This is a genomic window from Ciceribacter sp. L1K23 (assembly GCF_018122705.1).
Lineage (GTDB): Bacteria > Pseudomonadota > Alphaproteobacteria > Rhizobiales > Rhizobiaceae > Allorhizobium.
The window spans coordinates 3,876,980-3,893,659 of the sequence record NZ_JAGRRC010000001.1 but is presented as its reverse complement, the minus strand read 5'-3'; the positions used below and the strand labels follow the sequence as shown (position 1 = coordinate 3,893,659).

Genomic DNA, 16,680 nt, shown 5'->3' with positions numbered 1-16,680 from the left:
CTCCCCTTTTTGTATATCCGGATGAGCTTTGTCAAGAAAATTTCCGGGCTGCCGATGCGGCTCAATGGAAGTTTCGCCCCTTGGGCATCACCTGAACCGCTTCGCGCACCGCCTCGTTCCGGGCATGTTTTTTCTGCCGCTGGTCCACCGGCGACCTGAGCGCTTCGTCGGCGCGATCGGTGCCGGCAAATCGCCTCTGCTCGCGTTTGAGAACCGCAAGACGCGCGCTCATGTCCTCAAGATGGGTGGCGACAACGTGGATGACACCATCCTGCTTTTGCAGCCGGCCGTGGACGGCGACGAGACGCGCGCCCATCACCACGGGCCGATATTTCTGGAAGATTTTGGGCCAGACGATCGCATTCGCAACGCCGGTCTCATCTTCCAGCGTCATGAAGATCACGCCCTTGGCCGAGCCCGGCTGCTGGCGCACCAGAACGAGACCGGCGATTTTTATCCTGCGGCCATCGGGTACATCCGGGAGCCGGTTGCTGGGCGTGATGCCAAGGGCGGTCATGTCGGCCCGCATGAAGGAAACCGGATGAGCTTTGAGGGATAAGCTGAGCGTCCGGTAATCGTTCAGCACATGCTCCTGGACCGGCATGAGCGGCAGGGTCACGCTCGCTTCGCGCTGCCATTCCCCACCCGTCATGAGGGAGGAAAACAGCGGCATGGCCTCGCTGGCCCGACTCGTCTCAAGCGCCTTCACCTGCCAAAGGGCCGCGCGGCGATCGAGACCCATCGAGCGAAACGCATCCGCATCGGCCAGCTTTTCGATTGTCGCACGGTCGAGACCGGACCGCTCCCAGAGATCGCGCACCGAGACATAAGGCCCGGTCTCGCGCCGCGAAACCAGCCTGTCGATGTCCGCCTCCGAAAGACCCTTGACCAGCGAAAAGCCGAGACGGACGGCATGTCGACTTTTCATGATGCCGATCATGCGTGCATGACGTCTCTCAACGGCTTCCCGCCTGATACCGGTACCCTCGGTGCTCCCCAGCACCTCCAGCGTCGAGTTCCAGCAGGACGAGTTCACGTCGACCGGGCGCACCTCCACGCCATGCTCGCGCGCATCCCTGACGAGCTGGGCCGGCGCATAAAAACCCATCGGCTGGGAATTCAGGATCGCCGCGCAGAACACATCGGGATAGAAGGCCTTGAACCAGCAGGACACATAAACCAGGAGAGCGAAGGAGGCGGCATGGCTTTCCGGAAAACCGTATTCGCCGAAACCTTCGATCTGGCTGAAACAGCGCTCTGCGAAATCGCGCTCATATCCCTTCGACAGCATGCCGTTGACGAAACGGTCCTTGAAGTCGGCGACTTGTCCGGTGCGCCGGAACGTCGCCATCGCGCGCCGCAGCCGGTCAGCCTCCGCCGGGGTAAAACCGGCCGCCGTGATCGCGATCTGCATCGCCTGTTCCTGGAACAGCGGCACACCGAGCGTGCGGCTCAGAACCGGGATCAGCTCTGGATTCGGATAAGCGGGTTCACGCCCGAATTCCCGCTTTTCCTGTCGCCGCTTCAGATATGGATGCACCATGTCCCCCTGGATCGGACCCGGACGAACGATTGCCACCTCGATCACAAGGTCGTAGAAAGCCCGGGGCTGCAGTCGCGGCAGCATGCTCATCTGCGCCCGGCTTTCGATCTGGAACACGCCGAGCGTATCGGCCCGGCAGATCATATCGTAGACTTCGTCCCGCTGGTCATTAATGACCGAAGCGAGCGTCATCCGCCGATCGTAGTGGACCTCCAGCAACTTCAGGGCCCGCGCCAGGCAGCTCAGCATGCCGAGCGCCAGCACGTCCACCTTGAGGATTTTAAGCGTATCGAGATCGTCCTTGTCCCATTCGATCATGTAGCGGCCATCGGCCGTGTTCATGATCGGCACGATCTCGTCCAGCCGGTCCCGCGTCATAACGAACCCGCCGACATGCTGGGAAAGATGCCGCGGAAAACGCTGCAACAGGCTGCCATATTCCATGACGCGCTGCGTCGTCTTGTCCGAAGCATCAAGCCCTGCCGACTTGATCTGGTCCTCGCCGAGCGCCGCCTGCGACCATCCCCAGATCGAACCCGCCATGGCGGATTGCACATCCTCGGAGAGACCGAAGGCCTTCGCCACCTCCCGGCCGGCAGACCGCGCCCGGTAACAGATCACCGCCGCTGTCAGCGCCGCATGCTCGCGGCCATAGGTCCGGTAGATGAACTGGATCACCTCCTCGCGCCTTTCATGCTCGAAATCCACGTCGATGTCCGGCGGCTCCTCCCGCTCGGTCGAGAGGAACCGGTCGAACAGCAATGTCGTCGTTTCCGGATTCACGTCGGTGATGCGAAGGCAGAAGCAGACGGCCGAATTGGCCGCCGACCCCCGCCCCTGGCAGAGGATGCCTTCCGCCCGCGCATGCTGCATGATCTTGTAGACGGTCAGGAAGTAGGGCTCGTATGCCTTGCGCGATATCAGGTCGAGTTCGTACTCGATGAGATTCCTGACCTTCTCAGGTATGCCTTCGGGGCCCGCAAATCGTTCCGCCGCCCCCTCATAGGCAAGTCGCCGCAAGGTTAGGCTCGGAGGCTCGCCCTCCACGCTTTCGTCAGGATATTGATGCCGGCTCAGTTCATCGAGCGAGAAGTTGAGACGATTGAAGAACGCCGCCGTCCGGGCGATCGCCTCGGGATAGTCGGACAGCATGGGTTGCAACTCCTCCGCCGTCTTCAGATGCCTCTCGGCATTGGGAGGAAGCCTGAAGCCAGCGTCGGCGACCGTCACATGCTCGCGGATGGCGGTCATGACATCGGACAGCGGCTTCCGGTCGGGCAGGTGATAGGCCGGCAGGTTGGTGGCGATCAAAGACAGGCCCTGCTTTTGCGCAAGACGGGAGATTTCCCGGAAGCGCTGCCGGTCGAGGCCGTTGTAAAGGGGGGCAAGGGCCATATGCAGCCGCTCACCGAAACAGAGGCGGAGCCCTGTCAGCCGCTCCGCGAAATCCGCACTCCTCACTTCGTCGATCGCATCTGGCGGCAGGACCACGGCCAGCAGGTCTCCGTTCCATTGCTGAAGATCCGCGTCGTAAAGAGTGCAGGCGCCTTTCTCCGAACGCAGGTTTCCGGCGCTCAGCAGCCGGCACAGATTGCCCCAGCCCCGACGGTTCATCGGATAGACGAGAAGGTCCGGCGTACCATCGGAAAAAACGAGACGCGCACCCGGTTGATACGGATAGGGTTTCGTCCTCCTGTCCGGCCTGGCCTTGGCGGCGGCATGCATCCGCACCACGCCGGCCACCGTATTGCGATCGGCAAGCCCGAGACCGGCTATCCCCAGGGCTTCGGCGGCCAGAACCATCTCTTCGGGATGGGACGCGCCACGCAAAAACGAAAAATTGCTTTGCGCGCCAATCTCGAAAAAACCGGGCGTCATGCGAATATGCCTTGCATGAACCAGCCGGGGTCGGTCGCCCCGCGTTCGTAAAGCCCTTGCCGATAGATCCAGTAGCGACGACCCTCGGCGTCCTCGACCCGGAAATAATCGCGTTCCGAGGTGTTGGCGTCCTCGAGCCACCATTCCGGCGTCAGGCGTTCGGGACCTTCGGAGCGCACGACGCGGTGACGTATCCGGCGCCACTGGAAACTCGCCGGCGGTCCATGCGGAATTTCCGCCAGAACTGTGACGGGTTCGGCTCTCGAAAGCAGCCTCAGCGGGCGTTCGAGACGGGCGGGAGCGTCGACAGGGGATCCGACGCTCTGAACATGATCCGTCAGCGACACGGCCCCGCTGGCTCGCTCGGGCCAGTGACTGGCAAGCGAAACCGGAACCTTGAGACAACCCGGACCAAGCCTTGCCGACACCAGATCGATGAAGTCAGGAAGGGAATCGTTCGGCGCGCTTTGCTCCGTCAACAGTTGCGGCATGCCGTCCCGAAAGGCCTCGCTTGCCAGAACATTGAGGCGAACGAACTCGAAGCCGAAGCCGGCATCCATGTCGTCAGCGGCCACCTCGAGCCTTTCCCTGTAAAGGGCTGCGATGCGTTTCGGCTCGCGTAGCGGCGCAGCGGTACCCACCTCGATCCGGAAGACGCGTCCGTCGACGCGGAACAGGAGAAGCTCGAAAAGCCGCCCTCCCTCGCCGCGAGCCTCCAGCCCGGGCTTCAGGCCCGCCGCCAGTCCCTCCGCCAGATCGAGGATCATGTCACGATCACGGATCGGCTCGACCAGATGCCGTTCGACCGACAACATCGCGAGCGATCGTCTGGGCGATATGGGCTCCCCGACCCGGCCCAGCGCCTGGTCGAGACGCAGGAGAACGGCGGCACCGAAGCGGCGCGCCAGCGGCGCGCGCGGCAGGTCAATGAGGTCGCCGACCTGCTTCAGGCCCATGCGGACCAGGCCTGCCACCACCTCGCCGTCGAGCCTGAGGCTCGCGACCGGCAGCGATGTCAATGCCGCTTGCGTATCCCGCTGCTCGACGACACGGACAGCGCCAAACCGCGAGAGAGCCCATGACAGGCCGGCGGTGGACGAAATCGCCCCCTTCGCGTCAAGCCCCATCGACCTCAGTCGCGCAAGAACATCGTCCAGCATTTTCGCCTCGCCGCCAAAGAGGTGGGCGCAGCCCGTGATATCCAGCAAAAGGCCGTCCCTGCCATCGAGTGCCACCAGCGGGGTATACCGGTCGCACCAGTTGGCCAGGGCATCCAGCAGCCGCTGATCCGCCTCCGCATCGGCTTCGGATACGTCGAGATCCGGGCGGATCGCCCTTGCCTCGGCCAATCCCTGGCCGATACGCAAACCGATGCCTTCCGCAAGCGTGTCGATGGCGGTCAGTTGCCTGGCGTTACCGACCTGTCCCGAGCAAACGATCGGAGGCGCGTCAGGACGCCCGGTCGAGCGCCAGGAGGCGCCCCATTTCCCCCTTGCGATCCGATCTGTCGCCAGCCGCGGAAAGCTGATCGACAGGATGCGGCGATCGCTGGAAGACAGCGGATGGCAGGTAGGCAAGGCGACGTTCATGGCTGCTCCACTCCAGTAGAAATTCGGAAAAGACAGCCGATCGGCTCTTTTCCACGGTCAGTCGAAAGAGAGGGTTGCCGAGGGCCATCGGCATCGGCTGTTCAAGGGAGTTGCGGATCGCCGAAGGCGCGGCTTCCACGCGCAGCCGCAGCGAGGCGCTCGACGCCTCCTCCTCGCCAGCCTGGCGCATCAGAAGCAGCGTCCCTCCGGCACTCCGTGCCTTGAGGCCGAGGCGTCGACTTTCCGTCAGGCCGAATTGCCGGACATTGCCGTGCACCTCGAGAATGACGGTCGCAAAAGCGCCGCAGGCCAGCGCTTCGTCGGCAAGCCACAGCGCATCCTCGATCCGTCTGGGCAGGGCGTAAACCAGCTCACCGCGGCGATGCCCGAAATCGTCCAGTCCCGGCGCGTAAGGCAGACCCGCCTCTCGCGCCACATGACGGTCGCCGATCAGAAGGATCTTGCCATCAGGCCTCACCGAACGACAGCATGACAGCGCCAATGCAAACCCACTCGCCGCCCCAGCATCCGCCAGGCGGGCGCTTCGGATTTCGATAAAGGCGCCGCCCTGCTCCACCTCCTCCATGATCATCGACAGGGGATCGCCCGACTGTCCCGCCGCACCGCGCTTAGCTTGGACCAGGAGGGCGTCATCGCCGTCCCGCATCGCCACCTCGCGCGCCATTTGGGCCGGCTTGCCCTCGATCCGGGCAACCGCTTCACGAAGCGCAAAAAGGGTCTCTCGCGTCATGGCACGCTCTGCCATGGCGTTCACTCCTGTCGGTTTGTTCTCTATATGTTCCTATGGATTCCAGAGCTCTCTAAAAGAGTCAACTACCGAAAATGTGAAATTATTCCTTGCCCCGATTCTTCACTCGTAAAGATCGGGCAAAAAGCCTATATGAGGCGCCAGAAGGAGTTTGCATGGCGCGTATAGACCACACGTCGGACTGGCGAGAACGCCACGCCCCGACGATCAGCACGTTCGAATCCCTGGCGATCGAGGCCTACGGCCACTTGCCGGAGGAATTCCGTGCTTTGACGACGGATCTGATCATCGAGATCGCCGACTTTCCGACGGATGACGTCTTCGAGGACATGGCCCTCGAAACCCCGTTTGACCTGCTGGGTCTGTTCGAGGGACGAGGCATTTCGGAACGCTTCACCATGGAAACCGGCGAGATGCCCAATCGCATCACGCTCTATCGGCGTCCGATCCTCGACTACTGGGCCGAGAACGAGGAAACGCTGGGCGACATCATCACCCACGTCCTCATCCACGAGATCGGCCATCATTTCGGCCTGTCGGACGACGACATGGAGCGGATAGAGGAAAGCGCCGAGCAGGCCGCCGCCGAACGATAGGATAGACTGTCCGCCGGTGCCTTCATCGCATCCGGGAAAGCTTACTGCTCGCCCAGTTTCATGCTCGGATCGTAATCCTTGCCGTGCACCGTCTTCACCACGGCCTGCCCGCAATAGAGACGGTTTTCGGCCGCATTGAACGTATGCTGCGGCGAACCGTGCAGTTCCCAGCCCTTGTTCAGCGCATCGGTGACGCGATGGCAGAAGGATGCGTCATCCGGACCGGTCAGGAAGCGATAGAGTTTCATTGTTCGGTGCCTTTTCTGTCATTGATGAGAGCGGCCTTCATCACAACCCGCTCAGCCTGTTCGAGATGGAGGCGCTCGATCATGCGCCCGCCGCTGTTGATAACGTTGAGTCCGGCGGCGGCCGGATCGGCAAATGCGGCGACGATCATCCGCGCCTCGTCGAGGTCCTGATCCGTCGGCCCGAACCCGGCGTTGGCAGCGGCGATCTGCGCCGGATGAATGAGCATCTTGCCATCGAAGCCCATGGCGCGCCCCTGGGCGCATTCCCGGGCATAGGCATCGAGATCGTGAAAATCGTTGCAGACGCTGTCGATAATCTCGATTCCGTAGGCCCGGCCGGCCAGAACGACCTGCATCAGCCAGGGGACGAGATAGGTCCGCTGCCGATCCGGAAGAACCCCGGTCTCCTTGCGCAGATCGTTCAGCCCCACCACGAAGCATTCCAGTCGTCCGCCCGCGGTTCGTCCGTATTTCGCGATCGCGGCGGCGTTGAGAATGCCGTGCGGCGTCTCCATCATCGCCCAGATCTTCAGGCTATCCGGCACATCCGCTTCCGCCAGCAGATCCGCCACCGTCTGCACGTCTTCGGGCTCGTTGACCTTGGGAAGCAGAACCGCATCGGGCTTCAAGGCAACGACAGCCGCCATGTCGGCGTCGAAGAAAGGGCTGTCGGCGGCATTCACCCGGATGACGGTTTCCCGTTTTTCGGGCAAACCCTGGGTGAAGAAGGCGCGCAAATTGTCGCGGGCTTCCGCCTTCCTGTCCGGCGCGACGGAGTCCTCCAGATCGAGGATCACCCCATCGCAATCCAGGCCCCTGCTCTTGTCCAGCGCCCGCATATTGATCGCCGGCACGCTCAACAGGGAGCGGCGCAATCGGATGGGATGGGGGCGGTCGGTGGCGAACATGTCCTTCTTCTGCCAAGCTTGTGATGCCGGTGCAAGCGGCTTGTCGGGCGAAAACCCTTGCAATCATGGCCGACAGGGGTCACTTTAGTGGGCGTGAAAGGAATCCGCACAATGAACAATCTTCGCTCCATAGCCCTTGCAGCAGGCGGAATCGTCATTCTGGCTCTCGCGGCCGCATTCACCCTGTCGCTGACCCTCGTGCTCGGAGCCGTCCTGACGGCCGTCATCGGCATTCGCATGCTGGCGCTACGCTTCAGGGAAGCACGGGTTCCCGTACGGGCCAAGTCCGGCAAGACCGATATGCGCGTGTGGAACGACGGTCGCGGCACGATCATCGACCTCTGATCGCGATCGTCCTGGCAGCAGGGACACGATCTCCTTGGCGGAGCGTACCCGTTTGGCCAAGTTAGGCCTTCAAATCCGCCGAAATTTGCTCTAAGTGCAGCGCAATTGGCCGAAATGAATTCCGAAGGCGGGATCTGATGGAAAAGTTCACAAAGCTCACCGGCGTCGCTGCGCCGCTCCCGGTCGTCAACATCGACACCGACATGATCATTCCGAAGGACTACCTGAAGACGATCAAGCGGACGGGTCTGGGTACCGGCCTTTTCGCCGAAGCCCGCTACAAGGAAGACGGCACGGAAAATCCGGATTTCGTGCTCAACAAGCCCGCCTACCGCGAGGCGAAGATTCTCGTTGCCGGCGATAATTTCGGCTGCGGCTCCTCGCGCGAACATGCGCCATGGGCGCTTCTCGACTTCGGCATCCGCTGCGTGATCTCCACCTCCTTCGCCGACATCTTCTACAACAACTGCTTCAAGAACGGCATCCTGCCGATCGTCGTCAGCCAGGAAGACCTCGACAAGTTGATGGATGACGCCAGCCGCGGCTCCAACGCCGTGATCTCCGTCGATCTCGAAAATCAGCAGATCACCGGTCCGGACGGCGGCACGATTTCCTTCGAAATCGACGCATTCAAGCGGCATTGTCTGCTGAATGGCCTCGACGACATCGGCCTCACGCTGGAAAAGGCATCGTCCATCGCGGCCTTTGAAAAATCCAACGCGGCCTCACGCCCCTGGGCATAACGCCCTGCCGACGGGGATCCCGCCATAAAACCGTTTCTTCCCAGACGATATGAGCCGGTCGCGTTCGGCCTCCTCCTGTCGGGCATGATGTCCTGCATCGTGTCCGGCCTTGCGACCGCGCTCGGTGCGGGCATCGATGGCGCCTTTCCGCTGTTGTGGCTGCGGGCCTGGGTAGCCTCATGGGCGATCGCCTTTCCGTCCGTGCTGCTGGTGGCGCCCCTGGTGCGGCGCATTCTTGCCAGGGTTGTCGTACGCGACTGAAAAACCTTTGCCGACATCTGTACCGTTAGGCCTTCCGGCGTCCTTGAAAAGCCTTGGCTTGACCGTTAGAAGGCGGCAACTCGTTTCAGATTTTTGGGAGGCCTCGCCTTGACAGTGCGCAATCTTTTTCTCCTTCCAGGTGACGGCATCGGCCCGGAAGCCATGGCCGAGGTCCGCAAGATCATCGCTTTCATGAACGCCGAGCGTGGCGCCGGTTTCGAGACCGACGAAGGTCTCGTCGGCGGTTCGGCCTATGATGCGCATGGTGCGGCGATTTCCGAAGAGGACATGGCGAAGGCGATGAAGGCGGATGCCGTCCTGTTCGGCGCCGTCGGCGGCCCGAAGTGGGACGACGTGCCCTATGACGTGCGCCCGGAAGCCGGTCTTCTGCGTTTGCGCAAGGATCTCGAGCTTTTCGCCAACCTGCGTCCGGCGATCTGCTATCCGGCTCTCGCCTCCGCCTCCTCGCTGAAGCCGGAACTCGTCGAAGGCCTCGACATCCTGATCATCCGCGAGCTCACCGGCGGCGTCTATTTCGGCGAGCCCAAGACCATCACCGATCTCGGCAACGGCCAGAAGCGCGCCATCGATACCCAGGTCTACGACACCTACGAAATCGAGCGCATCGCCTCCGTCGCCTTCGAAATGGCCCGCACCCGCAACAACCGGGTCTGCTCCATGGAGAAGCGCAACGTCATGAAGTCGGGTGTTCTCTGGAACCAGGTCGTCACCGCCACCCACAAGGACAAATATTCCGACGTCAAGCTGGAGCACATGCTGGCCGATGCCGGCGGCATGCAGCTGGTGCGCGCACCGAAGCAGTTCGACGTCATCGTCACTGACAACCTGTTCGGCGACATGCTCTCCGACGTCGCCGCCATGCTGACAGGATCGCTGGGCATGCTGCCGTCCGCCTCGCTTGGCGCGCCGGATGCGAAGACCGGCAAGCGCAAGGCGCTCTACGAGCCGGTCCACGGCTCCGCTCCGGATATTGCCGGCCAGGGCATCGCCAACCCGATCGCGATGATTGCCTCCTTCGCCATGTGCCTGCGCTACTCGTTCAACATGGTCGACGAAGCGGACAAGCTGGAAAAGGCCATCGCCAATGTCCTGGAAAAGGGCATCCGCACCGGCGACATCATGGCCGATGGCTGCACCAAGGTCGGTACTGTGGAGATGGGCGACGCCATCCTCGCGGAATTCCGCGCGCTTCTCGGTTAATTCCAGGGCAACGGCCGGTTTTCCGGTCGTCCACCTGTTTTAAATCCTCGTTTGCCGCACCCGCCTCCCTTTCGAGGCTTTCTCCAGTGCGGCAAACAATCACTTTGCCGTGATCCGACGCGCTGTAGGAGCCGACAAACTCCGAACATGGATCCCTCGGTACACGAAAACCTCGATCCTTCATGATCCGAAATCGCTTTTGAAGCGTTAGAGCCATTGACACCAGCAAATGGCGTCGCACCACGCATCGTACGGCAAGGCCGCACGGTGCGTGTTGCGAGAGAGTTCATGGAGACCGACATGAAATCGACAGCAGCCGAAAAGCAGCTTTTCCGTGCCGCGCAGAACGCGCCTTATCTCGCGCGAGAAGAGGAACGCGATCTCGCCTTGCGATGGAAGAACGCCCAGGACAACGAGGCCCGTAACAAGATCGCCCACGCCCACATGCGGCTGGTCATTGCCATGGCCTCGAAATTTCGCGGCTTCGGCCTTCCATTGGGCGACCTCGTACAAGAAGGCTACATAGGGTTGCTCGAAGCGGCGGCAAGGTTTGAACCGGAACGCGAGGTCCGTTTTTCAACCTATGCCGGCTGGTGGATCAGAGCCTCCATGCAGGATTATATCCTCCGCAACTGGTCGATCGTTCGCGGTGGCACGAGCTCCACCCAGAAGGCGCTGTTCTTTAACCTAAGGCGGCTCCGCGCCAAGCTCGCCCAGGGCGACAATCGTCTGACGGATCTGGCCATCCATCAGGAAATCGCCGCCGCTCTTGGCGTCAGCCTTGCCGATGTCCAGGCAATGGATGCGAGGCTGTCAGCCAATGACGCCTCGCTTCAGGCTCCGGTGGCCGATGGCGACAGCAAGACCGAAAAGCTGGAAATGTTGCCAAGCGAGGAACCCCTTCCCGACGAACAGGTCACCAGCATGATCGATGGTCAACGCTGGAGTGGCTGGCTGAAGGATGCGATGCTGGAATTGAACGAACGGGAAAGCCGCATCATCAATGCCCGCCGCCTGTCCGAGGATGGCGCGACGCTCGAGGAACTTGGTGTCGAGTTCGGCATCTCCAAGGAGCGCGTCAGGCAGATCGAAACACGGGCAATGGAAAAACTGCGCGCCGCCCTGATTCACAAGGCCCCGACCGAGCGCGAACTGGTGTCCTGACGCCAGTCGCGCATCATTCCGAGATAATCTTGACCTTGCTGCCGACGGCGGGCACGTCGGTGGACTTTAGCGCATTGATCATGCGAAACAGTTCGAGCTTCCGCTCCGTGCCCATCATCCGACCGGCAAGCGATGCCAGCGTATCGCGCGGCCCGACCGTCACCACTCGCACCCGCAAGGGCTTCAGAGAGGCAGCCTCCTGAGGCGTGATCCGGCGGAAGCTCGATCGCAGCACCTCCGCCGTCGCGTCGAGCGCCGGGCTGCCCTTAGGCACCGCTGTCAGGAAGCGGAATATCTGTGAGCCGATACGGATGACGGTAATGTCGAAATCCCAACGGTCTGCCGAGGCGCGTGCTTTTGCCGCCTCAAGCCCATTCACGCGGATCGATTGGATGGTATCGGGGAGAAGCCCCGTCACCCAGCCACTGGAAATGTAATTGGTGAGACTGCCCCGCTGACTGTCCGCCACGCCATCGAAGCGGATGGCCACATCTCCGGCTCCGGTGGCGAGCACGGCCTCGACCTTGTTGTCGATCTGGAAGCCTTGCGGCACATCGAAACGGATGCCCAGGCTACCGTGTAGGAAGGTCTGGCCGCGAACATAACCCTCCTGCGGACTGTCGCCGTAGAGCAGGCCGTCGATGCCCTGCAGATAGTAGTCGCGCCCGCTCTCCCCGTGCGTTCCCTCGGGTCCGAATGCCCGCGCATGGCGACGGGCGAGTTCGACGCGCTGCGGCGCATTCGGGTGGCTGGACAGGAAGTCGAGGCTCTGGTCCGCCGCCGGATCGACAGAGGTGAACTGGCTGTAGCTGGCCATCGATTCCAGGAAGCGTGCCGCCGCGTAGGGGTCGTAGCCGGCTTCGCCCAATGTCCGCACGCCGATCACGTCGGCCTGCAATTCCTGCTGACGGGAGAAGGCCGCCAGGCGCAGCTTGCCACGCGCCAGCGCCTGTTTGCCGGCCAGATCGCTCGACAGGACCTCGGCCACGACGCGGCTGGCGATGACCTCGGCCTCCTCTCGCCGCTGCCGTTCAATCCCGTGATTGGCGGTTACGTGGGCCATCTCGTGGCTCAGCACGGCGGCGACCTCGGAAGCGTCGTTGGCGAGTGCGAGCAGCCCCCGCGTCACGTAGAGATAGCCGCCGGGCAAGGCAAACGCGTTGATCGCAGGGGAATTGAGGATGGTGATGCGATAGGATTGCGCCGGATTCTCGGAAACGGCCGTCAGTGCGCCCGCGATCCGGGCGACCAGACGTTCGGTCTTCTCGTCATGATACTCGCCGCCATAGCTCGCGACGATCCGCGGATGTTCGCGCGCTCCCATCTGCGCGCGCGGGTCATCCTTCTGCACCTGTTCCACGATCTGCGGCGTGGACGAAGGACCGATACTGGATTCGTAGGATTGGTCGAACAGCGACTGGCAACCGGCAAGGGCGGTTCCGAGCAGGAAGACGGCTGTGCCCCGGCGAAGCACGGAAAGGAGGTCGAATGGCCGCGCACCACGGAGGGTCGGTGCGCTCGTACGGATCATGATCTGCATCTCGACCGAATCACCTGCTCCCACAAGAGGACGTCCCCACGCACGCGTCCCCGACCGCCAATATTCTTCAAAGGGAGCCCTGCCCTTTTTCGGCATTCCATTCCCGCAACGCCGCAAACAAGCATAACGCAAGCTGCTCAATAAGATAGTTTCGATTCTGAAGAATCAAAGAGTGCCCGTGACGGGATGCCGACATGCAACACTGCCGCCACGCGCGTCCATTGCACCGGCGCACGTCCAAAATATGGCACAGACTGGGAAGAGACCGGTCAGCCGCGTAAAAACCGCTCTATCGCGGGAGAACCGGTCTTCTCCTGAAACACGGATGTCGGGCCGCTGAACAGTACATGTCCCTCCTCCAGGAAGAGCACGTGTTCGGAGAGCCGCAGCACCTCGTCACGGTCATGGCTGATCATTAGCACCGTATTGCCGGTTTCTGTATGAAGATCCCCGAGAAGCCGTGCCATGTCCGACCGGAGACCCGGGTCGAGCGCCGCGAAAGGCTCGTCCAGAAACAGCACCGGCTTCCTGCGAACCAGCGCCCTCGCAAAGGCGGCTCTTTGCCGCTCGCCCCCCGATAGCGTCGGCGGTTTGCGCTTTTCGAACCCGCCAAGACCCACCGTTCCCAGGGAACGGGAAATTTCTTCCCGCTGCTCAGGATTGAGTCTGAGGGAGGGATCAATCCCCAGTCCTACGTTCGTGAAGAGATCGAGATGGGCAAACAGGTTGTGGTCCTGGAAGACGATCGACACCGGCCGGTCCGCAGGATGATGGACCGTGACATCCTGTCCGCCGATCAGAATCCGTCCCCTGTCCGGCTGCTCGAACCCGGCGATCAGATTGAGAAGCGTGCTTTTGCCTGCCCCGGACGGACCTGCGATCGCCGTGACCCTGCCGCCTGGGATGACGCAGTCGAAGGCGAAGTCCATCCGACCCAGACGCAGTGCGACGGTCTCAATAACGATGTCGGTCTCAGACATGGGCCACCGCCTCCCTTGAACGTTTGGCGCCTGCGGTCCCGAGCATGGTGAGAGCTAGGCAAATGACACCGAGAATGAGCGCCAGCCCGTCCGCGTCATTGGTGCGGTAGCTGCCGAGGCGACTGTAGATCAGCCACGGCAGCGTGGTGACGTCCTCCGCGCCAAACAGCGCCACCGCCCCCATGTCGCCAAGCGACAGGGCCATGGCGAAGGATACCGCCATGGCCAGCGGTCGCGCCAGCACCGGCAGATCGATACGCCACAGTTTCACGAAGCCTGAAATTCCGAGGCTCGCCACGAGCCGTCCGGATATGCGCCTGTGATCCTCGACCGCGGGCGTCAGGATACGCAGGACGAACGGCAGTGCCATCAGGGCATTGATCCCGATGACGATAGCGGGCGCGAAGCGTGAGATCTCGCCGAGCGGCCGAAGAATGAGGAACCAGCCGGTCGCCAGCACGATGGCGGGCACCAAAAGCACCAGCGACCCTGCCGCCGACAGCGAACCGGATAGCAGACGGGACGCCAGTCCGGACCCGCGCACCCGCAAAGCGATGATGGCGCGCACGAGGAGCAGAGCGAGCCCGGTCGACAACAGAGCGGCGCTGCCGGCGATCGAGAGGCTGGTCACTGCAGCGGACAGGAACGCCGGCTCGATCAGGAGAGCGAAGAGATCGGCCCGCAGTCCCGACACAAGGATCGACATCAGCGGCAGGCCGAGGAAAAGCGCCGCGGCAAGAATCAGCAACCCGTCCTGCAGGCGGACCAGACCGGATCCCGCGTCAAACCGCCGTACCGGCCGCTCGCTTCCGGCAATCGCCTCGTCGGGCGCCGGCAGCAGGCTGATTACCGCAAGCAGCGCGCCCGTCACGCCGATCTGCAAAACGGCCAGCGAGACCGCGCGCGCCGGATCGAAATCGAAGCGCAGCGCCTGGTAGATCGCCACCTCCAACGTCGTCGCTGCGGGTCCCCCGCCGAGCACGAGGACAAGCGTGAAGCTCGTGGCGCAGAGCATGAACACCAGCCCCGCGACCTCTGGCAGCAGCCGCGCGACGACAGGCCACTCGACGAAACGGAATGTCGCGGAACGGCCCATGCCGAGTTCCGCCGAAAGCATCCAGTATTCGGCGGGAACCCGCTCCAGCCCGGCCAGAAGAAGCCGGGCGGCGAGCGGCATGTTGAAGAACACGTGGGCGAGAAGAATGCCCGACAGCCCGTAGATGGAGAGCGGCTCGTCCACGCCGATCCCCAAAAGCAGCGCGCTGACAAGTCCGGTCCGGCCCCAGATGCCGATCAGCCCCAGCGCGCCGATCAGCACCGGCAGCCCCATCGGCACCGCCATCAGACGGATCAGCCAGATCCGGCCGGGAAACTGCCTTTGCCGCGCGAGCGCGAGCGCGACGGGAATGCCGAAGAGAAGCGACAGAAGCGTCGACAGACCCGCCTGCAACAGGGTGAAGCGCAAGGCCGGCAGGATGACGGGATCGGCGACGAGCGAGGCAAAACCCTGTCCCGATCCGATGGCGAGCAGAGCCGCGACCGCAGCCAGGATGAACGCCAGGATCGCGACGAGGCCAAAGGCCCCGCCGGCGACATGCGTCATCGTCTGCCTGCGGCTCAGCACGGCGTCACTTGGCCATGGCGGCGAGCCACTCGTCGACCCAGGCTTTCCGGTTAGCCGCGACCTCGTCGGAGCTGAACAGCAGCGTCTTCTCCGGCTGCACGAGCTTGCCGAAGGCGTCTGGCAACGGCTCGGAGGTGGAGGTGACAGGCATCATCCAGTTGTTGGTGGGGATCGCATCTTGGAAGCCGGGCGTGATCATGAAGGACAGGAACTGCCGCGCCAGTTCCTTCTGCGGCGCAGTCTTCAAAAGACCGGCGACCTCGATCTGGATGTAGTGCCCCTCCGAAAACGCCGCCGCCTGATACCGGTCCGTGTCCTCGGCCACCATGTGGTAAGCCGGCGAGGTCGTGTAGGACAGGACCATCGGCACCTCGCCCTTCGTGAACAGCCCATAGGCCTCCGACCAGCCCGGCGTCACCGTCAGCACGCGATCCTTGAGCTTCGCCCAGGCGGCAGGCGCCTCGTCGCCGTAGACGGCCTTGACCCAGAGAAGCAGTCCGAGCCCGGGCGTCGAGGTGCGCGGATCCTGGATCGCGATCTTCACGGAAGGGTCGCCATCGACCAGCTCCTTGAGGCTTGCAGGCGGCGTCTTCAGTACCTCTGTGTCATAGACGAAGGCAAAATGCCCGTAGTCGTAAGGCACGAACACGTCGTCTGAGTAGTCACCCGGCACCTTGACACCCGAAGTATCGATGCCGTGCGGCTCGAACAGTCCGGTATCCTTGGCCTCGGTCACGAGGTTGGTATCGAGCCCGAGAACGATATCGGCCTGGCTCGTCTCGCCCTCAAGCTTCAGCCGTGTCAGAAGCGCCACTCCATCGGCCACGCCGACGAAATCGACCGTGCAGTCGCATGTCTTCTCGAACTCTTCCTTCACCTTCGGACCAGGACCCCACTCCGCAATGAAGCTCTCATAGGTATAGACGGTCAGCTTCCGTTCCGCCGAAAGGGCGGCAGCCTGCTGCGTAAAGGCAAGAACGAGTGACGCGGCAAGGCCGCAAATGGCAGGATATGAACGACGGTTCGGCATGACGCCCTCCTCTTGTTGACAAAATCGGGGATAGGGCGTCGCTTGGGATACGCGTCTAATCCCTCCGCCGGTGTTAACCGGATCAGGTTCCGCGGGTTGGCGATGAAGCCTCTCAGCCAATCGTCCGAAAAGGACGAGGGGCACCCCGTTAGAGCAAGCGAAGAGATAACGCGATGGGTCCCGCCTGGCAAGCCTCCGCGACGCCCGGCTCAAGCGCCCGTGACCCACGGTTCGACGACCG

The 16,680-nt window shown here is 62.6% G+C and carries 15 protein-coding genes and 1 riboswitch; of the genes, 6 read left to right on the top strand and 9 right to left on the bottom strand.

Annotated features, from left to right (window positions below; translation table 11 throughout):
* Positions 1 to 61: 61 nt before the first annotated feature.
* Genes J5J10_RS18835 through J5J10_RS22550 form a run of 3 tightly spaced genes read right to left on the bottom strand, consistent with a single transcriptional unit; the run spans position 62 to position 5,776 of the window.
* Positions 62 to 3,421 carry an error-prone DNA polymerase gene (locus tag J5J10_RS18835; protein WP_211931040.1) on the bottom strand — a complete coding sequence of 1,120 codons (3,360 nt, stop codon included), beginning with the start codon at positions 3,419 to 3,421 and terminating at the stop codon, positions 62 to 64.
* Positions 3,418 to 4,920, bottom strand: a complete 1,503-nt coding sequence (locus J5J10_RS18830) for a DNA polymerase Y family protein (protein ID WP_349252097.1) — start codon at positions 4,918 to 4,920, stop codon at positions 3,418 to 3,420. The genes J5J10_RS18835 and J5J10_RS18830 overlap by 4 nt, the downstream gene beginning before the upstream one ends.
* Entirely contained in the window at positions 4,871 to 5,776 is a 906-nt protein-coding gene (locus J5J10_RS22550) for a hypothetical protein (RefSeq protein ID WP_249116775.1), read from the bottom strand. Before J5J10_RS22550 ends, J5J10_RS18830 begins: the two co-directional genes overlap by 50 nt.
* Before the next feature lie 158 nt (positions 5,777 to 5,934).
* On the opposite strand from J5J10_RS22550, the gene J5J10_RS18825 reads away from it, so the two are divergent.
* Complete coding sequence (locus tag J5J10_RS18825) at positions 5,935 to 6,375, top strand: metallopeptidase family protein (RefSeq protein WP_208547739.1); 441 nt, start codon at positions 5,935 to 5,937, stop codon at positions 6,373 to 6,375.
* A gap of 41 nt (positions 6,376 to 6,416) precedes the next feature.
* On the opposite strand, the gene J5J10_RS18820 is transcribed toward J5J10_RS18825, so the two are convergent.
* A complete protein-coding gene (locus J5J10_RS18820; protein ID WP_208547740.1) occupies positions 6,417 to 6,623 on the bottom strand; it encodes a DUF1737 domain-containing protein in 207 nt (68 codons plus the stop codon).
* Positions 6,620 to 7,531 carry a CoA ester lyase gene (locus J5J10_RS18815; protein ID WP_211931038.1) on the bottom strand — a complete coding sequence of 304 codons (912 nt, stop codon included), beginning with the start codon at positions 7,529 to 7,531 and terminating at the stop codon, positions 6,620 to 6,622. The genes J5J10_RS18820 and J5J10_RS18815 overlap by 4 nt, the downstream gene beginning before the upstream one ends.
* A 111-nt stretch (positions 7,532 to 7,642) precedes the next feature.
* Between J5J10_RS18815 and J5J10_RS18810 the strand changes: the two genes are divergently transcribed.
* The 5 genes from J5J10_RS18810 (at position 7,643) to J5J10_RS18790 (ending at position 11,265) form a co-directional block, all read left to right on the top strand.
* Entirely contained in the window at positions 7,643 to 7,876 is a 234-nt protein-coding gene (locus tag J5J10_RS18810) for a hypothetical protein (protein WP_208547742.1), read from the top strand.
* Positions 7,877 to 8,013: 137 nt separating this feature from the next.
* Positions 8,014 to 8,619 (top strand): 3-isopropylmalate dehydratase small subunit, encoded by a 606-nt coding sequence (gene leuD, locus J5J10_RS18805; RefSeq protein WP_208547743.1) that lies wholly within the window; start codon positions 8,014 to 8,016, stop codon positions 8,617 to 8,619.
* 24 nt (positions 8,620 to 8,643) lie between these two features.
* The gene (locus tag J5J10_RS18800; protein ID WP_349252096.1) at positions 8,644 to 8,880 is read left to right on the top strand and encodes a DUF2798 domain-containing protein; all 237 of its coding nucleotides are present in this window, start codon (positions 8,644 to 8,646) and stop codon (positions 8,878 to 8,880) included.
* A 108-nt stretch (positions 8,881 to 8,988) separates the two neighbouring features.
* On the top strand, positions 8,989 to 10,101 hold the full coding sequence (gene leuB, locus J5J10_RS18795) for a 3-isopropylmalate dehydrogenase (protein WP_211931037.1): 1,113 nt from the start codon (positions 8,989 to 8,991) through the stop codon (positions 10,099 to 10,101).
* Positions 10,102 to 10,401: 300 nt separating this feature from the next.
* Entirely contained in the window at positions 10,402 to 11,265 is an 864-nt protein-coding gene (locus J5J10_RS18790) for an RNA polymerase factor sigma-32 (RefSeq protein WP_211931036.1), read from the top strand.
* A gap of 13 nt (positions 11,266 to 11,278) precedes the next feature.
* On the opposite strand, the gene J5J10_RS18785 is transcribed toward J5J10_RS18790, so the two are convergent.
* The 4 genes from J5J10_RS18785 to thiB all read right to left on the bottom strand — a co-directional run bounded on the left by J5J10_RS18785 (position 11,279) and on the right by thiB (position 16,439).
* Positions 11,279 to 12,796: a M48 family metalloprotease gene (locus J5J10_RS18785; RefSeq protein ID WP_208547747.1), complete on the bottom strand. Its 1,518-nt coding sequence runs from the start codon at positions 12,794 to 12,796 to the stop codon at positions 11,279 to 11,281.
* A 278-nt stretch (positions 12,797 to 13,074) separates the two neighbouring features.
* Positions 13,075 to 13,785 carry an ATP-binding cassette domain-containing protein gene (locus tag J5J10_RS18780; protein ID WP_211931035.1) on the bottom strand — a complete coding sequence of 237 codons (711 nt, stop codon included), beginning with the start codon at positions 13,783 to 13,785 and terminating at the stop codon, positions 13,075 to 13,077.
* A complete protein-coding gene (gene thiP, locus J5J10_RS18775; protein ID WP_211931034.1) occupies positions 13,778 to 15,388 on the bottom strand; it encodes a thiamine/thiamine pyrophosphate ABC transporter permease in 1,611 nt (536 codons plus the stop codon). Before thiP ends, J5J10_RS18780 begins: the two co-directional genes overlap by 8 nt.
* A gap of 25 nt (positions 15,389 to 15,413) precedes the next feature.
* Positions 15,414 to 16,439: a thiamine ABC transporter substrate binding subunit gene (thiB, locus tag J5J10_RS18770; protein WP_211931033.1), complete on the bottom strand. Its 1,026-nt coding sequence runs from the start codon at positions 16,437 to 16,439 to the stop codon at positions 15,414 to 15,416.
* 42 nt (positions 16,440 to 16,481) lie between these two features.
* A riboswitch (TPP riboswitch) is annotated at positions 16,482 to 16,597 on the bottom strand.
* Positions 16,598 to 16,680: the final 83 nt, after the last annotated feature.